Consider the following 17837-nt stretch of genomic DNA (forward strand, 5'->3'; position numbering starts at 1 on the left):
CCATCCGAGGCCGGATGGGCGCAGCGCATTATTTGCCGCTGTACAGATTCAGATCGCCAAAGTGTTTTTTCTGGATCTCGGCGTACTTGCCGTCGTCGTGTAACGCTTTGATACCTTTATCCAAAAGGGCCTTCAGCTCACTGTTACCTTTCTTGATACCGATGGCGGTCTTGGCGGGCAGCAGTTCGCTATCCACCGGCTTGCTGACTTCATAGCCTTCGCCTTTTGGCGACTTCAGGAAACCCAGCTCAGCCTGGAGCATGTCCTGGATCGCTGCGTCGAGGCGGCCGGAGGTCAGGTCAGCATAAACCTGGTCCTGGTTCTGATAGGCCTGGGTCTTGACGCCGGCCTTGTCCAGCACGGCCTTGGCGTAGGCTTCCTGGATGGTGCCTTGCTCGTAGCCGATGGTCTTGCCTTTGAGCGAGGCAACGTCTTCGCTCAGGCCCGAGCCCTTCTTGAAGACATAGGCCGTTGGGCCGGAGAACAGCTCGCTGGAGAAGTCGATGACTTTTTCCCGGGCCGGGGTAACGGTCATGGAGGAGATCACGCCGTCGAATTTATTGGCCTTCAGGCCCGGGATCATGCCGTCGAAATCGCTTTCGACCCATTTGCATTTGACCTTCAGCTCTGCGCAGATCGCATTGCCCAGGTCGATGTCGAAACCGACCAGGCTGCCGTCGGCGGCCTTGGACTCGAACGGGGCGTAGGAAGGGTCGACACCAAAACGCAGTTCCTTGTATTCCTTGGCTGTGGCGACGCCAGCGGCCATGCACAACGCCAGTGCAGAAAGGGTCAGCAGTGCTTTTTTCATTATTCAATCCCTAAAACCAATATGAGCGCTTGTGGCGCGTAAGTATTGTTACCGGTGAAGGCGAGAACGGTATGACGGCATAAAGGTAGCAATTTCCGAACCAGAGTGCCGAACAAGTGTTTTAAAAACTTTGGTGACTGCCGACGGGACATGATGGTGCGCGGGGATGAGCAGGCTTCAAAAGATGCACCAGGATGGCGCCGACTCTGCGTTCTGACACTCATGTGACGGGAGAATGGCCGCTATTCAAAACATCGGTGTGCCGACCGCGCTGGAGCAGGCCCTTCAAAGGAAAGCCGTGGCGACCTGAAGGGTTTAATCGCGTTTTTTCAAACCTCAGTATCAGGTCTCAATGCCGGACTGCTGCGCGCGGAGGTGTTGCTAAGCGCTCGACCAAGGGATTGCCCGGGCATTTCGACATATCGGTAGGTGAACATCGACACCAGGACGACCGATCCCGCTGTCAGTAACGCGATGAGGTTATTGAGCGGCACATTACCGAGGTCCAGATAACGAGTCCCGTCGATCACCGGTGCAATGTCAACGCCTGAGATTTTTTTCGCCACCATGAACGCCGACACTACGCAAAACAGAACGGCTGCGTGGGTCAGGTAGATGGAATAAGACAATTTTCCGAGAAAACTGAAGCCGCGACACGCCAACAGCCTCGACACAGCGCCGCGATCAAAGGCGAATATCACCACGATGGCACCGAACAACGGGCTGGCCCACAACGGCTTCGCTGCAAAATCGTTGATCACGAAAACCAGCGCCACGACCACTGCCACCACTTCAAACGCTGTCAGCAACCAGGTTTGAGCCTGGGCGGGGTGGGGGAGCCTCAGATACACGGCGTAAGCCAGGCAGCCGGTGAAAAAGTAGGCGAGGCCCCGCAGCGACTCGATGGTAAAGAACGTATTGCCTGCATACATCAACGCCAGGGCTACGAACACCACCGCCACCCATACCCACGTCCTGACGCCGAAAGCGATGCCCAGGATCAGGGCGAAGATCATGTAGGTGTAATACTCGATACTGATGCTCCAAGACGGATAGTTGAACGACAGTGGGTTAGTCAAATGCGTCCAGGATTGCAACAGCAGTGCATTCGGCAGGATTTCAGAAGGGGCAAACTTCCCTGTAAAAGGTGAGTTATTGAAGTCCATGCCTTTTTGGGCAGCCAGGTATCTCCCGCATTCTAACAGTATAAAAATACTCAACATAAAGAGGTGCAGGGGAAGCAAGCGAAAGGTCCGTGTGATAAAGAACTTTCGAAAATTAAACTGTACCGAGCTGCCATAAGCATGCGTCAAGACAAAGCCACTCAATACAAAAAAGAAAGATACAAATACTTCGGCATGGCGGAATAACAACCATTCGGTAAAACTGCCACTGACGCGTAAGTGATAGAGCATCACTGAAATGGCCATCAACCCCCTGAAGCTGTCCAGAGACTGAAACCGCTTCTCTGCGCGCATGGCAGGCTCCCTATTCGTGTGGGCGGCATGTCACTTCGGTCAGCATGCCATTGGGGCGGTCCCGCTCGGCTTCACCCTGAGAAGGTGCTGCCACTCCCCGAATGATTGCATCCCTTTCACGGTTGCATAATGGGCCTGGCGCAGGATCTGGACGATTGGCGACACTTGAATAAATTACGGATCTAATGTCACGTTAGCAGTGCGCTTTAAAAGAGCAAGTCGGTTTTTTCTTGTCGTGATGAATGCTCGGGTGACGCAATTACGGCGTCAGAAAAACTGCCAGTGCGCGGGATATCAATAGTTTTTTAGAAACGCAAGAATAAGAACTTTATTGCCTATCTTTAATTCAACTCGGCCCGGGATGGTTTGCGCGACGTGCTCAATTGTTGAAGTACCGGCTGAAAGCATTTTCGCCTTGACGTGGAGAGCGTCCTGATGCCGGCCGAAGCTGACGCTGACCGGAGGAGGGCGGTCAGCATTTCAACAGATCCTGAAGCGTCGCCAGTGTGTCCGCCTCGTCGGCGCGCTTGTCCTGGCGCCAGCGCAACATCCGTGGAAAGCGCACGGCGATCCCGCTCTTGTGGCGTTTGGACAAGGCGATGCCTTCGAAGCCCAGTTCGAACACCAGGGTGGGGGTGACGCTGCTCACCGGGCCGAACTTCTCAACGGTGGTCTTGCGCACGATGCTGTCGACCTGGCGCATTTCTGCATCGGTCAGCCCTGAATAGGCCTTGGCGAATGGCACCAGGGTGCGCTCGCGACTGTCTGGCGGGTTGTCCCACACGGCGAAGGTGTAATCGCTGTAGAGGCTGGCGCGTCGGCCGTGGCCGCGCTGGGCGTAGATCAGCACCGCGTCGACGCTGAACGGGTCGATCTTCCATTTCCACCACACGCCCATGTCCTTGGTGCGACCGACGCCGTACAGCGCGTTGCGGGCCTTGAGCATCATGCCCTCGACACCGAGGCTGCGAGAGGCTTCGCGCTGCCGGGCGAGGTCCAGCCAGTCTTGCCCGGTGACGATCGGCGAGGGCAACAGCACCGGGCTGTGGATACGGGCGATCAGTGCTTCCAATTGTTCGCGGCGCTCGGCCTGGGGGCGGCTGCGCCAATCCTCGCCTTGCCATTCCAGCAGGTCGTAGGCCATCACCGCCACGGGGGCGTCGTCGAGGATTTTCTTGCCCAGGGTCTTGCGACCGATGCGTTGCTGCAACAGGGCGAAGGGTTGCACCGCCGGCTGCAACGGTGCGTCCGGGTCGGAGGCGTCCTCGGTGACCGACTGGGGGGCTTTCCAGACCACAATTTCACCGTCGATCACCGTGCCGTCAGGCAACGCCTGGGCCAGCGAATGCAATTCCGGAAATCGTTCAGTGACCAAGTCCTCGCCTCGCGACCAGACCCACAAATGGCCGTCGCGCTTGATCACTTGGGACCGGATGCCGTCCCATTTCCATTCCACCTGCCAGTCGCTGGCCGGCCCCAGCAGCGCGTCGAATTGCTCCACCGGCGCAGACAACGCATGGGCCAGGAAAAACGGATAAGGCTGGCCGCCGCGCTGGGCATGTTCATCGTCGGACTCGGCCGCGATCAGCTTGAGGTAGCTGGTGGCCGTGGGACGATGGGACAGGTCGGTGTAGCCCACCAGGCGTTGGGCCACCCGTTTGCTGTCCAGCCCGGCCATGGTCGCCAGGGCCCGGGTCACCAGGAGTTTGGATACGCCCACCCGGAAACTGCCGGTGATGAGTTTGATGCAAAGCATCAGGCTCGGCCGGTCGAGCTGCGCCCACAGCGCCGGAAGCCGTTCAGCCAGGACGTCGGGCGACTCACCGCGCAACGGCAGCAGTTTCTCTTCGATCCACAGCGCCAGGCCTTCATCGGAGCTGTGGGGCGATTCGGGTAATACCAGCGAAATGGTTTCGGCCAGGTCGCCCACGGCCTGATAACTTTCTTCGAACAGCCAGAGCGACAACCCGGATACCTGGACCGCCAACTCCCGCAGGATTTTTACCGGCACCAGTTGCCGTGGACGCCCGCCGGAAAGGAAATACACGGCCCACGCCGCATCCTGGGGCGGGGCTTTGCTGAAATAGTCCTGCATGGCGGTGAGCTTGGCATTGCTGGAGGTGGTGGCGTCCAGTTCGGCGTACAACTCGGCGAAGGCTTTCATGGCGCCTCCTCACCGCTGTCGGTGGCCGTAGCGAGGTCTTCTTCGTCGTCGCCGTATTCGGTGGTGAACCCTTGGGCATCGAGGCCTTGCTCGCACAAGTGGCGCACCAGTACGGCGACTGATCCATGGGTGACCATCACCCGTTCGGCGCCGGTCTGTTCGATGGCCCAGAGCAGGCCAGGCCAGTCGGCGTGGTCGGACAGCACGAAACCCCGGTCCACGCCGCGCCGCCGACGTGTACCGCGAAGGCGCATCCAGCCGCTGGCGAAGGCGTCGCTGTAGTCGCCGAAGCGGCGCATCCAGCTGCTGCCTCCGGCAGAGGGCGGGGCGATGACCAGCGCCTGGCCCATGATCGGGTCGTTCTTCTTGATATCGCCGGCATAGATCGTTGGCGGCAGATGAACCCCGGCCTCGCGGTAGACCCGGTTCAGCGGTTCCACCGCCCCATGGGCCAGGATCGGGCCGAGGCTTTCATCGATGCCGTGGAGAATCCGCTGGGCCTTGCCGAAGGAATAGCAGAACAACACGCTGGCCCGGCCGACGGCGATGTTTCCGCGCCACCACTGGTTGATCTCGTGGAAAATCTGCACCTGGGGTTGCCAGCGGTAGATCGGCAGGCCGAAGGTGGATTCCGTGATGAAGGTATGGCATTTCACCGGTTCGAACGGGGTGCAGGTGCCGTCAGGCTCGACTTTGTAATCCCCCGACGCCACCCAGACCTCGCCTTGATATTCCAGCCGTACCTGGGCCGAGCCCAGCACATGGCCGGCGGGGTGAAAGCTCAAGGTCACGCCATGGTGCGACAGGCGTTCGCCGTAGGGCAGCGTTTGCAGGTTGATGTCCTGGCCCAGGCGTGATCGCAGGATGCCTTCGCCGGGTGCCGCTGCCAGGTAGTGTTGGTTGCCGCTGCGGGCATGGTCGCCGTGGGCGTGGGTGATGACCGAGCGTTCCACCGCCCGCCACGGGTCGATGTAGAAATCCCCGGGCGGGCAGTACAAGCCTTCGGGGCGGGCAATGACAAGATCCATGCAATCACCGGAGCGATGGGCTTGTCAGGTAGAGGCGCAGGCGAGGGGGGAAGTTCTATCGGATTTAGTGGGGGATGGACTGACGCCATCGCGAGCAAGCTCGCTCCCACATTGGCTTTGTGTCGAATCGCAATACGGATCAACACCGGCCCCAGTGGGAGCGAGCTTGCTCGCGATCGGGTGCGCAGCACCCGCAAAAAAGGGCGCTGCTACTTGCCAGGCACCAACGTCAACCGCGTCTTGCCATACGCCCGATCGAAGTTTTGCGATTGCAACGGCAGGCTCTGGTACTGCCCCTTGATCCATGGATCGATGCCATTGGCATAGTGCGGGCTGACCGGGTTGCCGGACTGGCCGGCGCCGTCCTGGATCATTAACGGTTCGGGCTGGCCGAAGTCAACGATAAAGCGCATGGCCGGCGCCAGGGTGGTGGTGAAATCCTGGCCCCAGGCGAACGCTGCCGTGTTGAGCGTGGTGGCGTCGCCACCGGCCGGCAGCGGGCCACGTACGATCTGGCCATTGCTGTTCTTCCAGGCGTAGCGGTGCAATTGGCCCCATTGCCAGGCCTTGTGGTCACCGCCCAACTGACTGTCACCGGCGTTGATGGTGGCGGCCAGGCTGCGGGCGAGGATAACGGCCTTGTCTTCTTTCTGGGGTGTGCGCACATCGTCCCAGAACGGGCTGTCTTCACGCCCCAGCAGATGATCGGCCTGGGCCGAGTAGGACAATTGGCCGTTGGCGACCAGCGCCTGCCACGCCGGGCTGCTGTCCGGGCCCAGCTCGTCGAGGAAAATCTGCTTCATGCTTTCCTGAAGGAACAGCTCATAGATCGCCGCGTCGGCGGAGGTCGGGCTGAGCCGGCCATCGAATGCCATCAAGCGGGTATAGGCCTCGCGAGCCTTGGCCCGGTCAGCCACCGGCAGGGCTTCGATGGCCTGTTTGAGCGGCTGGGTCATGCCCGGCGCTTCGAAGACTTGCTTGAGCTTGGCCGCGAACGTCGTGGCCTGGTCGTATTGCATGGCGGTCAGGCTGCGGGCGTCGTGCTTGCCTGCGCCGGCCAGCTCGGCCATGCGTTCGCCACGCTCCGGCGAGGCCCAGGAATTGGACAGTTGCATGCCGTAGCCATGGGGAATGACCCGTTGGTTGGCCGTGCCGAGCCAGCCTTGGGCCGGGTCTTGATCGTAGGGGTGCAGCATCGGGTCGGCGTAACCGTCCCAATCGTAGCGACCTTCCCAGCCCGGCGACGGCAACAGACCCTCGCCTTCACGGCGGTTCGGGTAGCGACCGGTGACTTGCCAGCCGATATGGCTGGCGTCGGCAAAGACCAGGTTCACGGCCATGGCGCGGATTTCCCGGCTGGCGTCGGACGCTTTCTCGACGTTCTGCGCCCGGGACAGGTCGAAGAAGGCGTCCAGGGTCTTGTCGTCGCTGAAGCTCGGTGTCTGCAAGGCCAGGCCAAAGCCGTTGGCCATGGCGAGGCCCTGGGCGCTGTTGAGCAACGGGCCGTGGCGGGTTTCGAACACCGCTTCACGAATCGGCCGCTGGCCTTTGATGAAGTAGGTTTCGTTGCGCACGATCGCCGGTTGCCATTTGCCGTTGACCTCGTAGGACAGGCCATTGCCCTGGCGGCGGATTTTTTCCAGGAACAGATCCTGGTTGTCCCCCAGCACGCTGGTCATGCTCCAGGCCACTTTGCCGTTGAACCCGGCCAGGATCATCGGGATGCCCGCCACGGAAACCCCGGCCGCCTGGTACTTGGGCGCACGGATCTGTACCGGGCTCCACAGCCCCGGGATGCCCAGCGGCCCGTGGCTGTCGCTGGCCAGCAGGCTCTTGCCGCTGCGGCTGCGTTGTGGCGCGATGGCCCAGTTGCTTGAAGACGCAGCACCCAACAGGTTCAGGCCGGCCAATTGGTGGGTGGCCTTGCTGATTTCGTTCAGGCCCGGGATCTGGCCATTGAGGCGCAGGCCCTGGAGCTTGTCGGCCTCGGCCACGGGCAGTTGCTCGTCCGGATAGGACGGGCTCAGCCAGGCGAGTTTGTCGGTGGTGACGGTCTGGGCCAGCATCAGGTTGGCGATTTCTTCCGGCAGGTTGGCTGACTGGCTGAAATTCAGCAGGCAGAACATCAGCGCCGAATCTTCCGGTTTCCAGTATTCAGGTTTGTAACCGGTGGCGGCCAGGTCCGACGGCAACTTGTCGCGGTAGCGGAACAGGTAGGCGTTGACGCCACGGGCATAGACTTCGAAGAAACGCTTGAGCCGTGGCGAAGATGCCTTGTACAGCTCGTCGGCGTTTTTCTTCAGGTTGATGGCGCGCATGTAGCGGTCCACCTCCAGCCGTTCGGCGCCGGACATCTCTGCCAACCGTCCTTGGGCCAGCAGGCGCAGGGTCACCATTTGGGTGATACGGTCGCTGGCGTGGACGTAGCCGAGGGTGAACAAGGCGTCATGGAAGCTGTTGCTTTCGATCAGCGGCATGCCCGTGGCGTTGCGGCGGACCGAGACATTCTGCGCCAGCCCCTTGAGCGGCTGCACCCCGGACGTGGGCGGGACCGTGTCCTGGGCATTCCAGGTCTGGCATCCGCTCAAACCGAGCACACTGGCCACCGCGGCGGCAACACCGAGCCGGGGGATAAAGGAAATAGAGGCTGGCGAGGCCATGGCAAAGCTCCTGCGGGAGGGGGGTGGCACCAATAAAGGCGCTACGTTAGTGAGCAGGCGGGGGCCGCGCAAGCGGGGGCGAGGGTTATTTGTTGATTTGGCGATGAAAGCCCGGGACCGGGTCATCGCTTTTGCTCGAAGGCTTGCCTGTTGGAAGGGGTGATGCTCAAGTGTGGAACATACAAAGACCAAGCAAGAGAAACAGGCATGGAGCTACAGAACGACGCGGCGCTGATCCTTATCGATCAACAAAAAGGCATCCTTCACCCCAGGCTCGGCCCTCGCAACAACCCCGAGGCAGAGTTGCGCATGCTGGAACTGCTGGCTTTCTGGCGACACACGGCGCGCCCGGTGATTCACGTCCACCATCTGTCCCGTTCGCCGGACTCGGTGTTCTGGCCGGGGCAGTCGGGGGTGCAGGTCCAGCCACGGTTCGAGCCGAAGGCAGGGGAATGGGTGGTGCAAAAGCAGGTGCCGGATGCGTTCAGTGGCACCCACCTGGAGCAAGACCTGCGCAAAGCCGGAATCAGGCAACTGGTGATCGTCGGTGTGGCGACGCACAACTCGGTGGAGTCCACGGCGCGTACAGCCGGCAATCTGGGATTCGATACCTGGGTGGCCGAGGACGCCTGCTTCACCTTCGACAAGAACGATTACTTCGGCAACGCCCGTTCGGCAGCCGAAGTGCATGCCATGTCCCTGGGCAACTTGCACGGTGAGTATGCGACGGTGGTCGGTGTGAAGCGGATTCTGCAGGCGGGCTGATAGATAGGTACTACAGCGCCGGCCTTATCGCGAGCAAGCTCGCTCCCACACGGGTTCTGCGCAATTTCCCTGTGGGAGCGAGCTTGCTCGCGATGACGGTCTAACAGGCGAAAAGCTTTTTCGCCCAGCCCCTCAAGCCCCGTGGCACTTCTTGAATTTCTTGCCATTGCCACATGGGCAAGGGTCGTTGCGACCGACATCCTTCAGGGCGTTGCGCACCGGTTCCTGGTGGGCGTGGCCGCAGTTCGGGCCGTGGACGTGGCCGTGGTCGTGGTCGTGATGATGGTCGTGATCGTGGTTGCAATCAGGGCCGTGGACGTGGGGTTGCTGGGTCATCGGGGTTACTCCGCAATTAAATCGGCGGCGATTATCACGCCATTGCGCTCAAGGTGCACGTAGTGGGCGATGAATAATCCGGTTTCCAGCTCACCTTCCAGGCGATAGGGGATCTGTTCCCGGGGTTTCTCCAGCAGCTTCACCACTTCCCGCACCTGTGGCCACAGGTTGGTGCGCACCGGCACCTTGAAGTAGGCGCTGTGCTTGGGGCGCACGGTGAACCAGTGCTCATGCTCGCCTTCGGTCAGCAACAGGTCGCCCAGGTGGATGCGGTAGGTCAGGCCGCGAACGGTGAGGTCGCTGTCGCCGGGGTTGTCGACGCGAAAGTGCAGCGTGAACCTCTGTTCCACCAGCCGGGCCCGCACCACCTCGACTTTGACCAGATGCACCTGTGGTTCCGGGGCTTCTTCACCTCGCCAGGATGCACAGCCGCCGAACCCAACGAACAGCAGCAGGCAGGTGATGCGCAGCAAGAATGATGAAGGGGTCATGTCCGTGCCTCTGGTTTATCCCCAGTCTAGCCCCTTGGGGCGAGCGTCGGACGTTTCCTGAAATCAGCGGTTGAAGTAGCCGGCGCAGCACTTCTTGAATTTGTGCCCGCTGCCGCACGGACAGCTGTCGTTGCGTCCGGTCTTGACCGGCACGGTCGGGTCGATGAAGTACCAGCGCCCGTCGTTCTGCACGAACGAGGACTGTTCACGGTGGCTGTGTTCGCCCTGGCCGTCGTGCCAGCGTGCTGTGAACGTGACGAAGGCGTGCTCCGGTTGACCGCCGAACACTTCGCTGCTCTCTACGTCCAGCCCCAACCAGGTGCTGTTGGCGCTCCACTCGCTGATGGACTGGCGATCGAGGCCTTGCTGCTGGGCGGGCAGGGTAGTGGCGACCAGATAGTCGACCAGGCCCAGTACATAGGCGCTATAGCGCGAGCGCATCAAGGCTTCGGCGCAGGGCGCCGGATGACCGTCGTGGTAGTGGCCGCAGCAGGCCTCCAGTGAGTTGCCACTGCCGCAGGGACAAATGGGCGAGTGCGAGCTTGTGTTCACGGTTACCACCAATATTTTCCAAAGTTTTCCGGGTTGGCCCAAAAACGTGAATTGAGCCAGTCGGGGACCTGTTTGTATTCAAGCAGATCGTAGGTGAACAGGGTCAGCACTTGATCTTCGCGCTGGAATCGCTCACTGGCTTGCAGGGCCAGGGAAAAAAAGTCCGTCTCTTGCCAGCCGCAGGCGTTGAGGTCGGCGAGCACGGCGATGCGGCTGGCGTTGAGATTGCGGATGCCGCCCAACAGGTTCAGACCCTCGCGCTTGGGCAAATGCTCCAGGCAATCGAGCGCCAGGGCCAGGTCAAAACGTCGCGCCGCCACGTCCGCCGGCAGCGCGCCGGGGCCGGCGTGGACCACTTCGGTATCGGGGTGGGCCTGCTGGAATGCTTCGAGTGCGGGAAAGCCGCTGGCTCCGATCAGCAGCAGTTTTTGCGGGGCGTAACGGTCAAGCACGGCCGCCAGGGCTTGCTGGGGGGTACGCGAAGAAATGGCAACGGTCATCGAAGTTCCTCAGTCAGAACCACCACGATAGCCTGCCCGGACAGCATGGCCTAGAGCGGTTTGTCTCTGAACGTGCGGAATCTTCGCAAACACGGGGCGAAAACCCGCGATTGCTCAGGCTGGCGCAGATACCAAGACGGGTCTTTACTCCCCTGAATCGGCGACAAGCCGATCCCTCAAGGAGAAAACCCAATGAGCATAGTTCGGACAGCGTTACCCCTGGTTCTGCTAACCAGTGTGTTGACTGGTTGCGCAGGTTTGCAGAAAACCGACTGGCCGATCTGTGCGGCCACTGGTGGTGTCGTCGGCGCGGGATTGGGCGCTATCGAAAGCAGTTCCTGGATCGGCCCGGGAGCGCTGGTGGCCGGCACCGTGGCGGCGGGCTGGTGCTGGGCCCATGGCGACGGCGACGAAGACGGCGATGGTGTGCCGGACAGCCGTGACAAGTGCCCGGGCACACCGAAGGGCGTGCAGGTCGATGCCGACGGTTGCCCGCCACCCGCCCCGGCGCCAGTGGTCGAAGAGCCGGTCGTGGTCAAGGAAGAAACCATCGTGATCCGCGACGTGCACTTTGAATTCAACAAAGCCACGCTGACCCCGGCCGACAAAGATGTCCTGAGCACGGTCGCCACCCGGCTGAAACAGGAAACGTCCACCGCGCAACTGCGGGTCACCGGCCACACCGACAGCGTCGGCAGCGATGCCTACAACCAGAAACTGTCGGAGAGACGGGCCAATTCGGTGGTGAAATACCTGGTTGAAAACGGCGTGCCGCAGGCCAGTTTTGTCTCGGTGTCCGGTGCCGGCGAGAGCCAGCCGGTGGCCGATAACAAGACCGCCGATGGCCGCGCGATGAACCGCCGCACGGAAATCAAGATAAACCGCTGAAACCCTTGTCATCCGCGGCTTGTTGAGTTGCGGATGCGGGTCTTTACTCCTGTGTGACCGGTATGGGCCGGTGACACAGGAGCCTTCACCATGAACGTTCTAATCAGGGCCGCCTTGCCGGTACTGCTGGCAAGCAGTCTGTTGTCCGGCTGCGCCACTCACAGCGACGGCAGCGCACCCCTCAATCAACGCACCTGGCCAATCTGCAGCCTGATCGGCGGCCTCGTCGGCGGCGGGTTGGGGGCTATTGAAAGCAGTGGTTGGGCCGCCGGCGGCGCTGCATTGGGGCTGCTGGGCGGTGGCTTGATCTGCTACGCCCAAGATGGCGATGAAGACGACGACGGCGTGTTCGACCGCCGCGACCGTTGTCCCGATACCCCGGCCAATACCCCTGTCGAACATCACGGTTGCCCGCTGCCGCAATACCCGGCCAGTGCGCCACCGGTCGAGCCGCAAGCACCGGCGAGCGAGGTCATCACCCTCAACGACGCGGGCAAGGTGCTGTTCGATTTCGACAAATCCGACCTCACCGCAGATGCTCGAAGCCAGCTCGATGGGCTGATGGGCAAACTCAGCCATGCCAATGTCGCCAGCATCCGGGTGGTGGGCCACACCGACAGTGTCGGCACTGATGCCTATAACCAAGGGCTGTCCGAACGTCGGGCCAGCAGCGTCGTGGAGTATTTGCTGACCCAGGGGCTGGCCCCCGGCAAACTCACCAGCGAAGGCAAGGGTGAAAGCGAGCCGGTGGCCGACAATGAGACCGACGAAGGGCGGGCGCAGAACCGTCGGGTTGAATTGCATATCCAGCGCTGAGGCGCGGCCCAGGGCCGCCGGGTCGTCGGGAGGACGATCCGGTGGGCCAGGGCCCGGGTTAGATTAAATTTACCGGACCCCCTGGCTTATCCTGCGCGCAAGCCGTTACTGTGCGGGCAAAGAATAATGCTCGATCAGGGGGGCGTATGAAGGTGTTTTGGGGGCTGGGGCGCTTGCTGACCCTGCTGTTCTGGCTGGTGGTGCTGGTCAATCTGGTGGTGCCGTTCGTTCATCCGCTGCATCTGCTGGTCAATGTCGCCGGCGGGTTTTTGCTGGTACTCCATCTGCTGGAGCTGCTGTTGTTCCGGGCCAGTTTCCGTGGCCGTCCCGCGCCTGGCCGTGATCGCCTCAGAGTGCTGCTGTTCGGCATCTTCCACCTGCAAACCCTCCCGACCGCGCCAGAGGCTTCCCATGCGTAAATTGTGTCTGCTTGCCGCACTCGTTTGCCCATGGGCTTCGGCCCAGGTGCTCCAGGTCGAAGGCCATTCGTTGATGCGCCTGCCCAATACCACCAGTTCCCTGACCCTGGAACGGCTGGTCGTGGCCGATTACGGCACGCTGCTGGTGCCTTCCAATGTCACTGAATTGACCATCGACCAGTTGCACCTGGGGCGTGAAGCGCGAATCGCCATCGTGCCGGCGCAGCAGGTACTGGAAATGAAAGTGGCCCAGGCTGAATTGGCCGAGGGCAGCCAGATCACTTCACGCGGCGCACCGGGGACCTACACCAAGGCCGCGCGGCCGGGGCGTGATCTCAATCTGCATTTCAAGGTGTTGAATGCGCCGTTGTTGTCGGTGGACGCCCGGGGCGGTACCGGTGCGCCGGGTTTCGTCGGCCTTGATGGGGCCAATGGCCAGGCGCCGGGTTGCACCTGGGGTTCGGCCGGTCGCGGTGCCGACGGCAGTAACGGCAGCGATGGGCAACCGGGTGCGGCCGGTGCGCTGGTGCGCCTCGAAGTGCCTCGTGAGTATCCCGCCGAACAGATCAAAGTGGCGGTGGACGGCGGTGCCGGTGGCGCTGCCGGACCCGGCGGCAAGCCCGGGGCGGGGGGCAAGGCCAAGGGTTGCCTGGTCTATACCGCCGATGGCGGCAAAAGCGGCCGTCCTGGCGCCGATGGCCAGCCAGGGCCTGCCGGAGCGGCGGGGGCGGTGACGGTGCAGCGGTTCTGACGAAAAATCTGATCTGAACCTGTGGGAGCGAGCTTGCTCGCGATGGCGTTGTGTCAGTCGATCAAGTATTGCCCGACGTGCCGCCATCGCGAGCAAGCTCGCTCCCACAGGGTTTTATGTGATTTTCAGAACATCGGCCGCGCCGCGCCAATCGCCACCACCAGCAACCCGATCAACAGATTGATTCCCACCAACCGCCGGATCTTCCCCAGCACCGCCGCACCCGTCGGCCAGTCCTGCGCCGTCACGGCGTTACGCAATGCGGGCAGTTGCAAGCCCTGGATGCGGATAAACAGCGCCGTCATCACCACGTACAACCCCATCATCACCTGCACATAACGCGGCGCGGTTTCGAAACCGGCGAAGCGCAGATGGATCAGGCCTACGCCGCTGATCGGCAAAAGCACGACCGCGACCCAGACCCAGACGAAAAAACGCTGAAACACTTCTACCCACAGCGTGAGCCGGGCAGGGCCCTCAAGCGCCGTCATTGCGGCGGGGCGCAGGATCATCCAGGCGAAGAACATGCCGCCGACCCAGACCAGGGCCGCCAGTAAATGCAGGGTGTAGACAAGGGCAAAGGGTGTCATTGGGTTACTCCGTTCTGCGCAGGATTCATTAGCGGGGTATGATAGCCGCCGATCCGAACCACTGAAAATTTATCCAGCGTTTCTAGCGCCCGACCATTCATGATCAGCACCGAACTCAAAACCACGATCCAGGGCGCCTATTCGCGTTTTCTCGAAGCCAAGAGCCTCAAGCCGCGATATGGCCAGCGCCTGATGATTGCCGAAGTGGCAAAAGTCCTGGGTGACATCGACACCGACGACGAAGGCCGGCGCAGCGGCGAGCCTGCCGTGGTGGCGGTGGAGGCCGGCACCGGTACTGGCAAGACCGTGGCCTACAGCCTGGCGGCGATTCCCACCGCCAAGGCCGCCGGCAAGCGCCTGGTGATCGCCACGGCCACCATCGCCCTGCAGGAACAGATCGTCTACAAGGACCTGCCCGACCTGATGCGCAACAGTGGGCTGAACTTCACGTTCGCGCTGGCCAAGGGCCGCGGGCGCTACATGTGCCTGTCCAAGCTCGACATGTTGCTCCAGGAAGGCCACGCGCAGACTGCCACGGCCCAGTTGTTCGAAGAAGAAGGCTTCAGGATCGAGGTGGATGAAGCCAGCCAGAAGCTGTTCACCAGCATGATCGAGAAGCTGGCCGGCAATAAATGGGACGGCGACCGCGACAGCTGGTCCACGGCCCTGGAAGACGCTGACTGGTCCCGCCTGACGACCGACCATAGCCAGTGCACCAACCGCCATTGCCCGAACTTCGGCCAGTGCGCCTTCTACAAGGCTCGCGAAGGCATGGGCAAGGTCGACGTCATCGTCACCAACCACGACATGGTCCTGGCCGACCTGGCCCTGGGCGGCGGTGCGGTGCTGCCGGACCCGCGCGACACGATCTACGTGTTCGACGAAGGCCATCACCTGCCGGACAAGGCCATCGGCCATTTCGCCCACTACACCCGGCTGCGTTCCACCGCCGACTGGCTGGAAACCACCGCCAAGAACCTCACCAAGCTGCTGGCCCAGCATCCGTTACCGGGTGACCTGGGCAAGTTCATCGAGCAGGTGCCGGAGCTGGCGCGGGAAATCAAGACGAATCAGCAGTTCATGTTCACCGCGTGCGAGCAAGTGGCCGATTTCAAACCCGGCGAAGACGTCGAGGGCCGGGAGCGGCCACGCCATCGCTTCGTCGGCGGAGTGATTCCTGAACACATGCGCGAAATGGGCATCGAGCTCAAGAAAGGTTTCGCGCGCCTGACCGACCTGTTCACGCGCCTGACCGACCTGCTCAAGGAAGGCATGGACGGCGAGGTCAACATCGGTATCGCCAGCAACCAGGCCGAGGAGTGGTACCCGCTGTTCGGCAGCCTGTTGTCCCGATCCCAGGGCAACTGGGAGCTGTGGACGGCATTCACCGTCGAAGACCCGGAAGACAACCCGCCGATGGCGCGCTGGCTGACCCTGGCCGAAAGCGGTTCGCTGTTCGACATCGAGGTCAATGCCAGCCCGATCCTGGCCGCGGAAATGCTGCGGCGCAACCTGTGGAACGTGGCCTATGGCGCGCTGGTGACGTCCGCCACGCTGACCGCCCTGGGCACGTTCGACCGCTTCCGCATGCGCGCCGGCCTGCCGAAGAAGGCGGTAACCGCCGTGGTCCCGAGCCCCTTCCATCACGCCGACGCCGGCGTGCTGCGGGTGCCCGACCTCAAGGCCGACCCACGGGATGCCGCCGCCCACACCGCGGCGATCATCCGCGACCTGCCGGAACTGGTGGAAGGCTCACGGGGCACGCTGGTGCTGTTTTCCTCGCGCAAACAGATGCAGGACGTGTTCGATGGCCTTGACCGGGACTGGCGCAAGCAGGTGTTCATCCAGGGCAACCTGTCGAAGCAGGAAACACTGAACAAGCACAAGGCGCGGGTCGATGGTGGGGACTCCAGCGTGCTGTTCGGCCTGGCGAGCTTCGCCGAAGGCGTGGACTTGCCCGGAGCCTATTGCGAGCACGTGGTGATTGCCAAGATCCCGTTCTCGGTTCCCGACGACCCCGTGGAGGCGGCGTTGGCCGAGTGGATCGAGGCCCGCGGTGGCAACCCGTTCATGGAAATCTCCGTGCCGGACGCTTCGCTGAAGCTGGTCCAGGCGTGTGGCCGCTTGCTACGTACCGAAGAGGATCGCGGCACCATCACCTTGCTTGACCGACGGCTGGTCACCCAGCGCTATGGCAAGGCGATCCTCAATGCGTTGCCGCCGTTTCGACGGGAGATTACCTGACGGAGCCGGCCTGGCGATGAGCGCTTGTCGTGGCGAGGGAGCTTGCTCCCTCGCCACAGGGACCGGTTTCGGGTTAACCAGCCGTCCCATGGCGGTTCCCAAAAACGCCAATGGCTGAAACAATGCCAGCCACTCTGAAAAGTCTTTGTTTCAAGGGAGTTGCGGGTGCAGATTCAAGGCCATTATGAGCTTCAGTTCGAGGCGGTGCGTGAAGCGTTCGCGGCGCTGTTCGATGATCCCCAGGAGCGCGGCGCGGCGTTGTGCATCCAGGTGGGTGGCCGCACGGTGATCGACCTGTGGGCCGGTACCGCCGACAAGGATGGCCATGAAGCCTGGCACAGCGACACCATCGCCAATCTGTTTTCCTGCACCAAGACGTTCACCGCCGTTACCGCCCTGCAACTGGTGGCCGAAGGCAAGTTGCAGTTGGACGCCCCGGTAGCCCGCTATTGGCCAGAGTTTGCTGCGGCCGGCAAGCAATCCATCACCCTGCGCCAACTGCTCTGCCACCAGGCTGGGCTGCCGGCGCTGCATGAATTGCTGCCGCCCGAAGCGCTTTATGACTGGCAGGCCATGGTCGATGCCCTGGCTGCCGAAACACCTTGGTGGACGCCGGGCGAAGGCCACGGTTATGCCGCGATCACTTACGGCTGGCTGGTGGGCGAGCTGTTGCGCCGGGCCGATGGGCGTGGCCCGGGGGAGTCCATCGTGGCCCGGGTCGCCAAGCCGTTGGGCCTGGATTTCCACGTTGGCCTGGCCGACGACGAGTTCCATCGCGTGGCCCACATCGCCCGTGGCAAAGGCAACGTCGGCGATGCGGCGGCCCAGCGCCTGCTGCAGGTGACGATGCGCGAACCGACGGCCATGACCACCCGGGCCTTTACCAATCCACCGTCGATCATGACCAGCACCAACAAGCCGGAATGGCGGCGCATGCAGCAACCGGCGGCCAATGGCCACGGCAATGCCCGCAGCCTGGCCGGGTTCTATGCGGGGCTGCTGGACGGCAGCCTGCTGGAAGGTGAAATGCTCGACGAACTGACTCGCCAGCACAGCTTTGGCGAGGATAAGACGTTGTTGACCCAGACCCGTTTCGGCCTGGGTTGCATGCTCGACCAGCCGGATGTGCCGAACGCGACCTACGGCCTCGGCCCACGGGCGTTCGGTCATCCGGGGGCCGGGGGCTCCATCGGGTTTGCCGATCCCGAACATGACGTAGCGTTCGGTTTCGTGACCAATACGCTCGGGCCTTACGTGTTGATGGACCCGCGCGCGCAAAATCTTGCGCGGGTGCTTGCCGCTTGTCTATAAAACGCCATTGAAGGCCATGGACACAGGAACCTC

Annotated in this window: 17 protein-coding genes; 7 read left to right on the forward strand and 10 right to left on the reverse strand. The window is 62.1% G+C overall.

Annotated features, from left to right (window positions below; translation table 11 throughout):
* Positions 1-28 precede the first annotated feature (28 nt).
* The 5 genes from J4E63_RS26360 to J4E63_RS26380 form a co-directional block, all read right to left on the reverse strand.
* Complete coding sequence (locus tag J4E63_RS26360) at positions 29-811, reverse strand: transporter substrate-binding domain-containing protein (RefSeq protein WP_060738925.1); 783 nt, start codon at positions 809-811, stop codon at positions 29-31.
* A gap of 329 nt (positions 812-1140) precedes the next feature.
* Positions 1141-2289, reverse strand: a complete 1149-nt coding sequence (locus tag J4E63_RS26365) for an acyltransferase (protein WP_207283765.1) — start codon at positions 2287-2289, stop codon at positions 1141-1143.
* Between the two features lie 472 nt (positions 2290-2761).
* Positions 2762-4453 (reverse strand): ATP-dependent DNA ligase, encoded by a 1692-nt coding sequence (locus J4E63_RS26370; protein ID WP_207283766.1) that lies wholly within the window; start codon positions 4451-4453, stop codon positions 2762-2764.
* Complete coding sequence (locus J4E63_RS26375; protein WP_207283767.1) at positions 4450-5481, reverse strand: ligase-associated DNA damage response exonuclease; 1032 nt, start codon at positions 5479-5481, stop codon at positions 4450-4452. The genes J4E63_RS26370 and J4E63_RS26375 overlap by 4 nt, the downstream gene beginning before the upstream one ends.
* 209 nt (positions 5482-5690) lie before the next feature.
* The gene (locus J4E63_RS26380) at positions 5691-8141 is read right to left on the reverse strand and encodes a penicillin acylase family protein (protein WP_207283768.1); all 2451 of its coding nucleotides are present in this window, start codon (positions 8139-8141) and stop codon (positions 5691-5693) included.
* 207 nt (positions 8142-8348) lie between these two features.
* Here J4E63_RS26380 and J4E63_RS26385 point away from each other — a divergent pair, with 207 nt between their 5' ends.
* Positions 8349-8906, forward strand: a complete 558-nt coding sequence (locus J4E63_RS26385; RefSeq protein ID WP_207283769.1) for a cysteine hydrolase family protein — start codon at positions 8349-8351, stop codon at positions 8904-8906.
* Between the two features lie 132 nt (positions 8907-9038).
* Here the strand turns inward: J4E63_RS26385 and J4E63_RS26390 are convergent, their stop codons facing one another.
* The 4 genes from J4E63_RS26390 to J4E63_RS26405 form a co-directional block, all read right to left on the reverse strand.
* Positions 9039-9242 carry an SEC-C metal-binding domain-containing protein gene (locus J4E63_RS26390; RefSeq protein ID WP_003198420.1) on the reverse strand — a complete coding sequence of 68 codons (204 nt, stop codon included), beginning with the start codon at positions 9240-9242 and terminating at the stop codon, positions 9039-9041.
* Between the two features lie 5 nt (positions 9243-9247).
* Positions 9248-9733, reverse strand: coding sequence for an LEA type 2 family protein (locus J4E63_RS26395; protein ID WP_207283770.1), 486 nt, complete (start codon positions 9731-9733; stop codon positions 9248-9250).
* A gap of 63 nt (positions 9734-9796) precedes the next feature.
* Positions 9797-10285, reverse strand: coding sequence for a YchJ family protein (locus J4E63_RS26400; RefSeq protein WP_207283771.1), 489 nt, complete (start codon positions 10283-10285; stop codon positions 9797-9799).
* 2 nt (positions 10286-10287) lie between these two features.
* Positions 10288-10785: a DUF6231 family protein gene (locus tag J4E63_RS26405; RefSeq protein WP_060738918.1), complete on the reverse strand. Its 498-nt coding sequence runs from the start codon at positions 10783-10785 to the stop codon at positions 10288-10290.
* A gap of 192 nt (positions 10786-10977) precedes the next feature.
* Between J4E63_RS26405 and J4E63_RS26410 the strand changes: the two genes are divergently transcribed.
* The 4 genes from J4E63_RS26410 (at position 10978) to J4E63_RS26425 (ending at position 13659) form a co-directional block, all read left to right on the forward strand.
* Positions 10978-11673: an OmpA family protein gene (locus J4E63_RS26410; RefSeq protein ID WP_207283772.1), complete on the forward strand. Its 696-nt coding sequence runs from the start codon at positions 10978-10980 to the stop codon at positions 11671-11673.
* A 90-nt stretch (positions 11674-11763) separates the two neighbouring features.
* Positions 11764-12489, forward strand: a complete 726-nt coding sequence (locus tag J4E63_RS26415; protein ID WP_207283773.1) for an OmpA family protein — start codon at positions 11764-11766, stop codon at positions 12487-12489.
* Between the two features lie 146 nt (positions 12490-12635).
* A complete protein-coding gene (locus J4E63_RS26420; protein WP_207283774.1) occupies positions 12636-12908 on the forward strand; it encodes a DUF1145 domain-containing protein in 273 nt (90 codons plus the stop codon).
* Positions 12901-13659, forward strand: a complete 759-nt coding sequence (locus tag J4E63_RS26425) for a collagen-like protein (RefSeq protein WP_207283775.1) — start codon at positions 12901-12903, stop codon at positions 13657-13659. The genes J4E63_RS26420 and J4E63_RS26425 overlap by 8 nt, the downstream gene beginning before the upstream one ends.
* 125 nt (positions 13660-13784) lie before the next feature.
* On the opposite strand, the gene J4E63_RS26430 is transcribed toward J4E63_RS26425, so the two are convergent.
* Positions 13785-14249, reverse strand: a complete 465-nt coding sequence (locus J4E63_RS26430; RefSeq protein ID WP_060738913.1) for a CopD family protein — start codon at positions 14247-14249, stop codon at positions 13785-13787.
* 99 nt (positions 14250-14348) lie between these two features.
* On the opposite strand from J4E63_RS26430, the gene dinG reads away from it, so the two are divergent.
* Positions 14349-16493, forward strand: a complete 2145-nt coding sequence (gene dinG, locus J4E63_RS26435; protein ID WP_207283776.1) for an ATP-dependent DNA helicase DinG — start codon at positions 14349-14351, stop codon at positions 16491-16493.
* Between the two features lie 165 nt (positions 16494-16658).
* Positions 16659-17804: a serine hydrolase domain-containing protein gene (locus J4E63_RS26440; RefSeq protein ID WP_060738911.1), complete on the forward strand. Its 1146-nt coding sequence runs from the start codon at positions 16659-16661 to the stop codon at positions 17802-17804.
* Positions 17805-17837: the final 33 nt, after the last annotated feature.

The organism is Pseudomonas sp. FW300-N2F2 (genome assembly GCF_017351655.1).
Classification (GTDB): Bacteria; Pseudomonadota; Gammaproteobacteria; order Pseudomonadales; family Pseudomonadaceae; genus Aquipseudomonas; species Aquipseudomonas fluorescens_AA.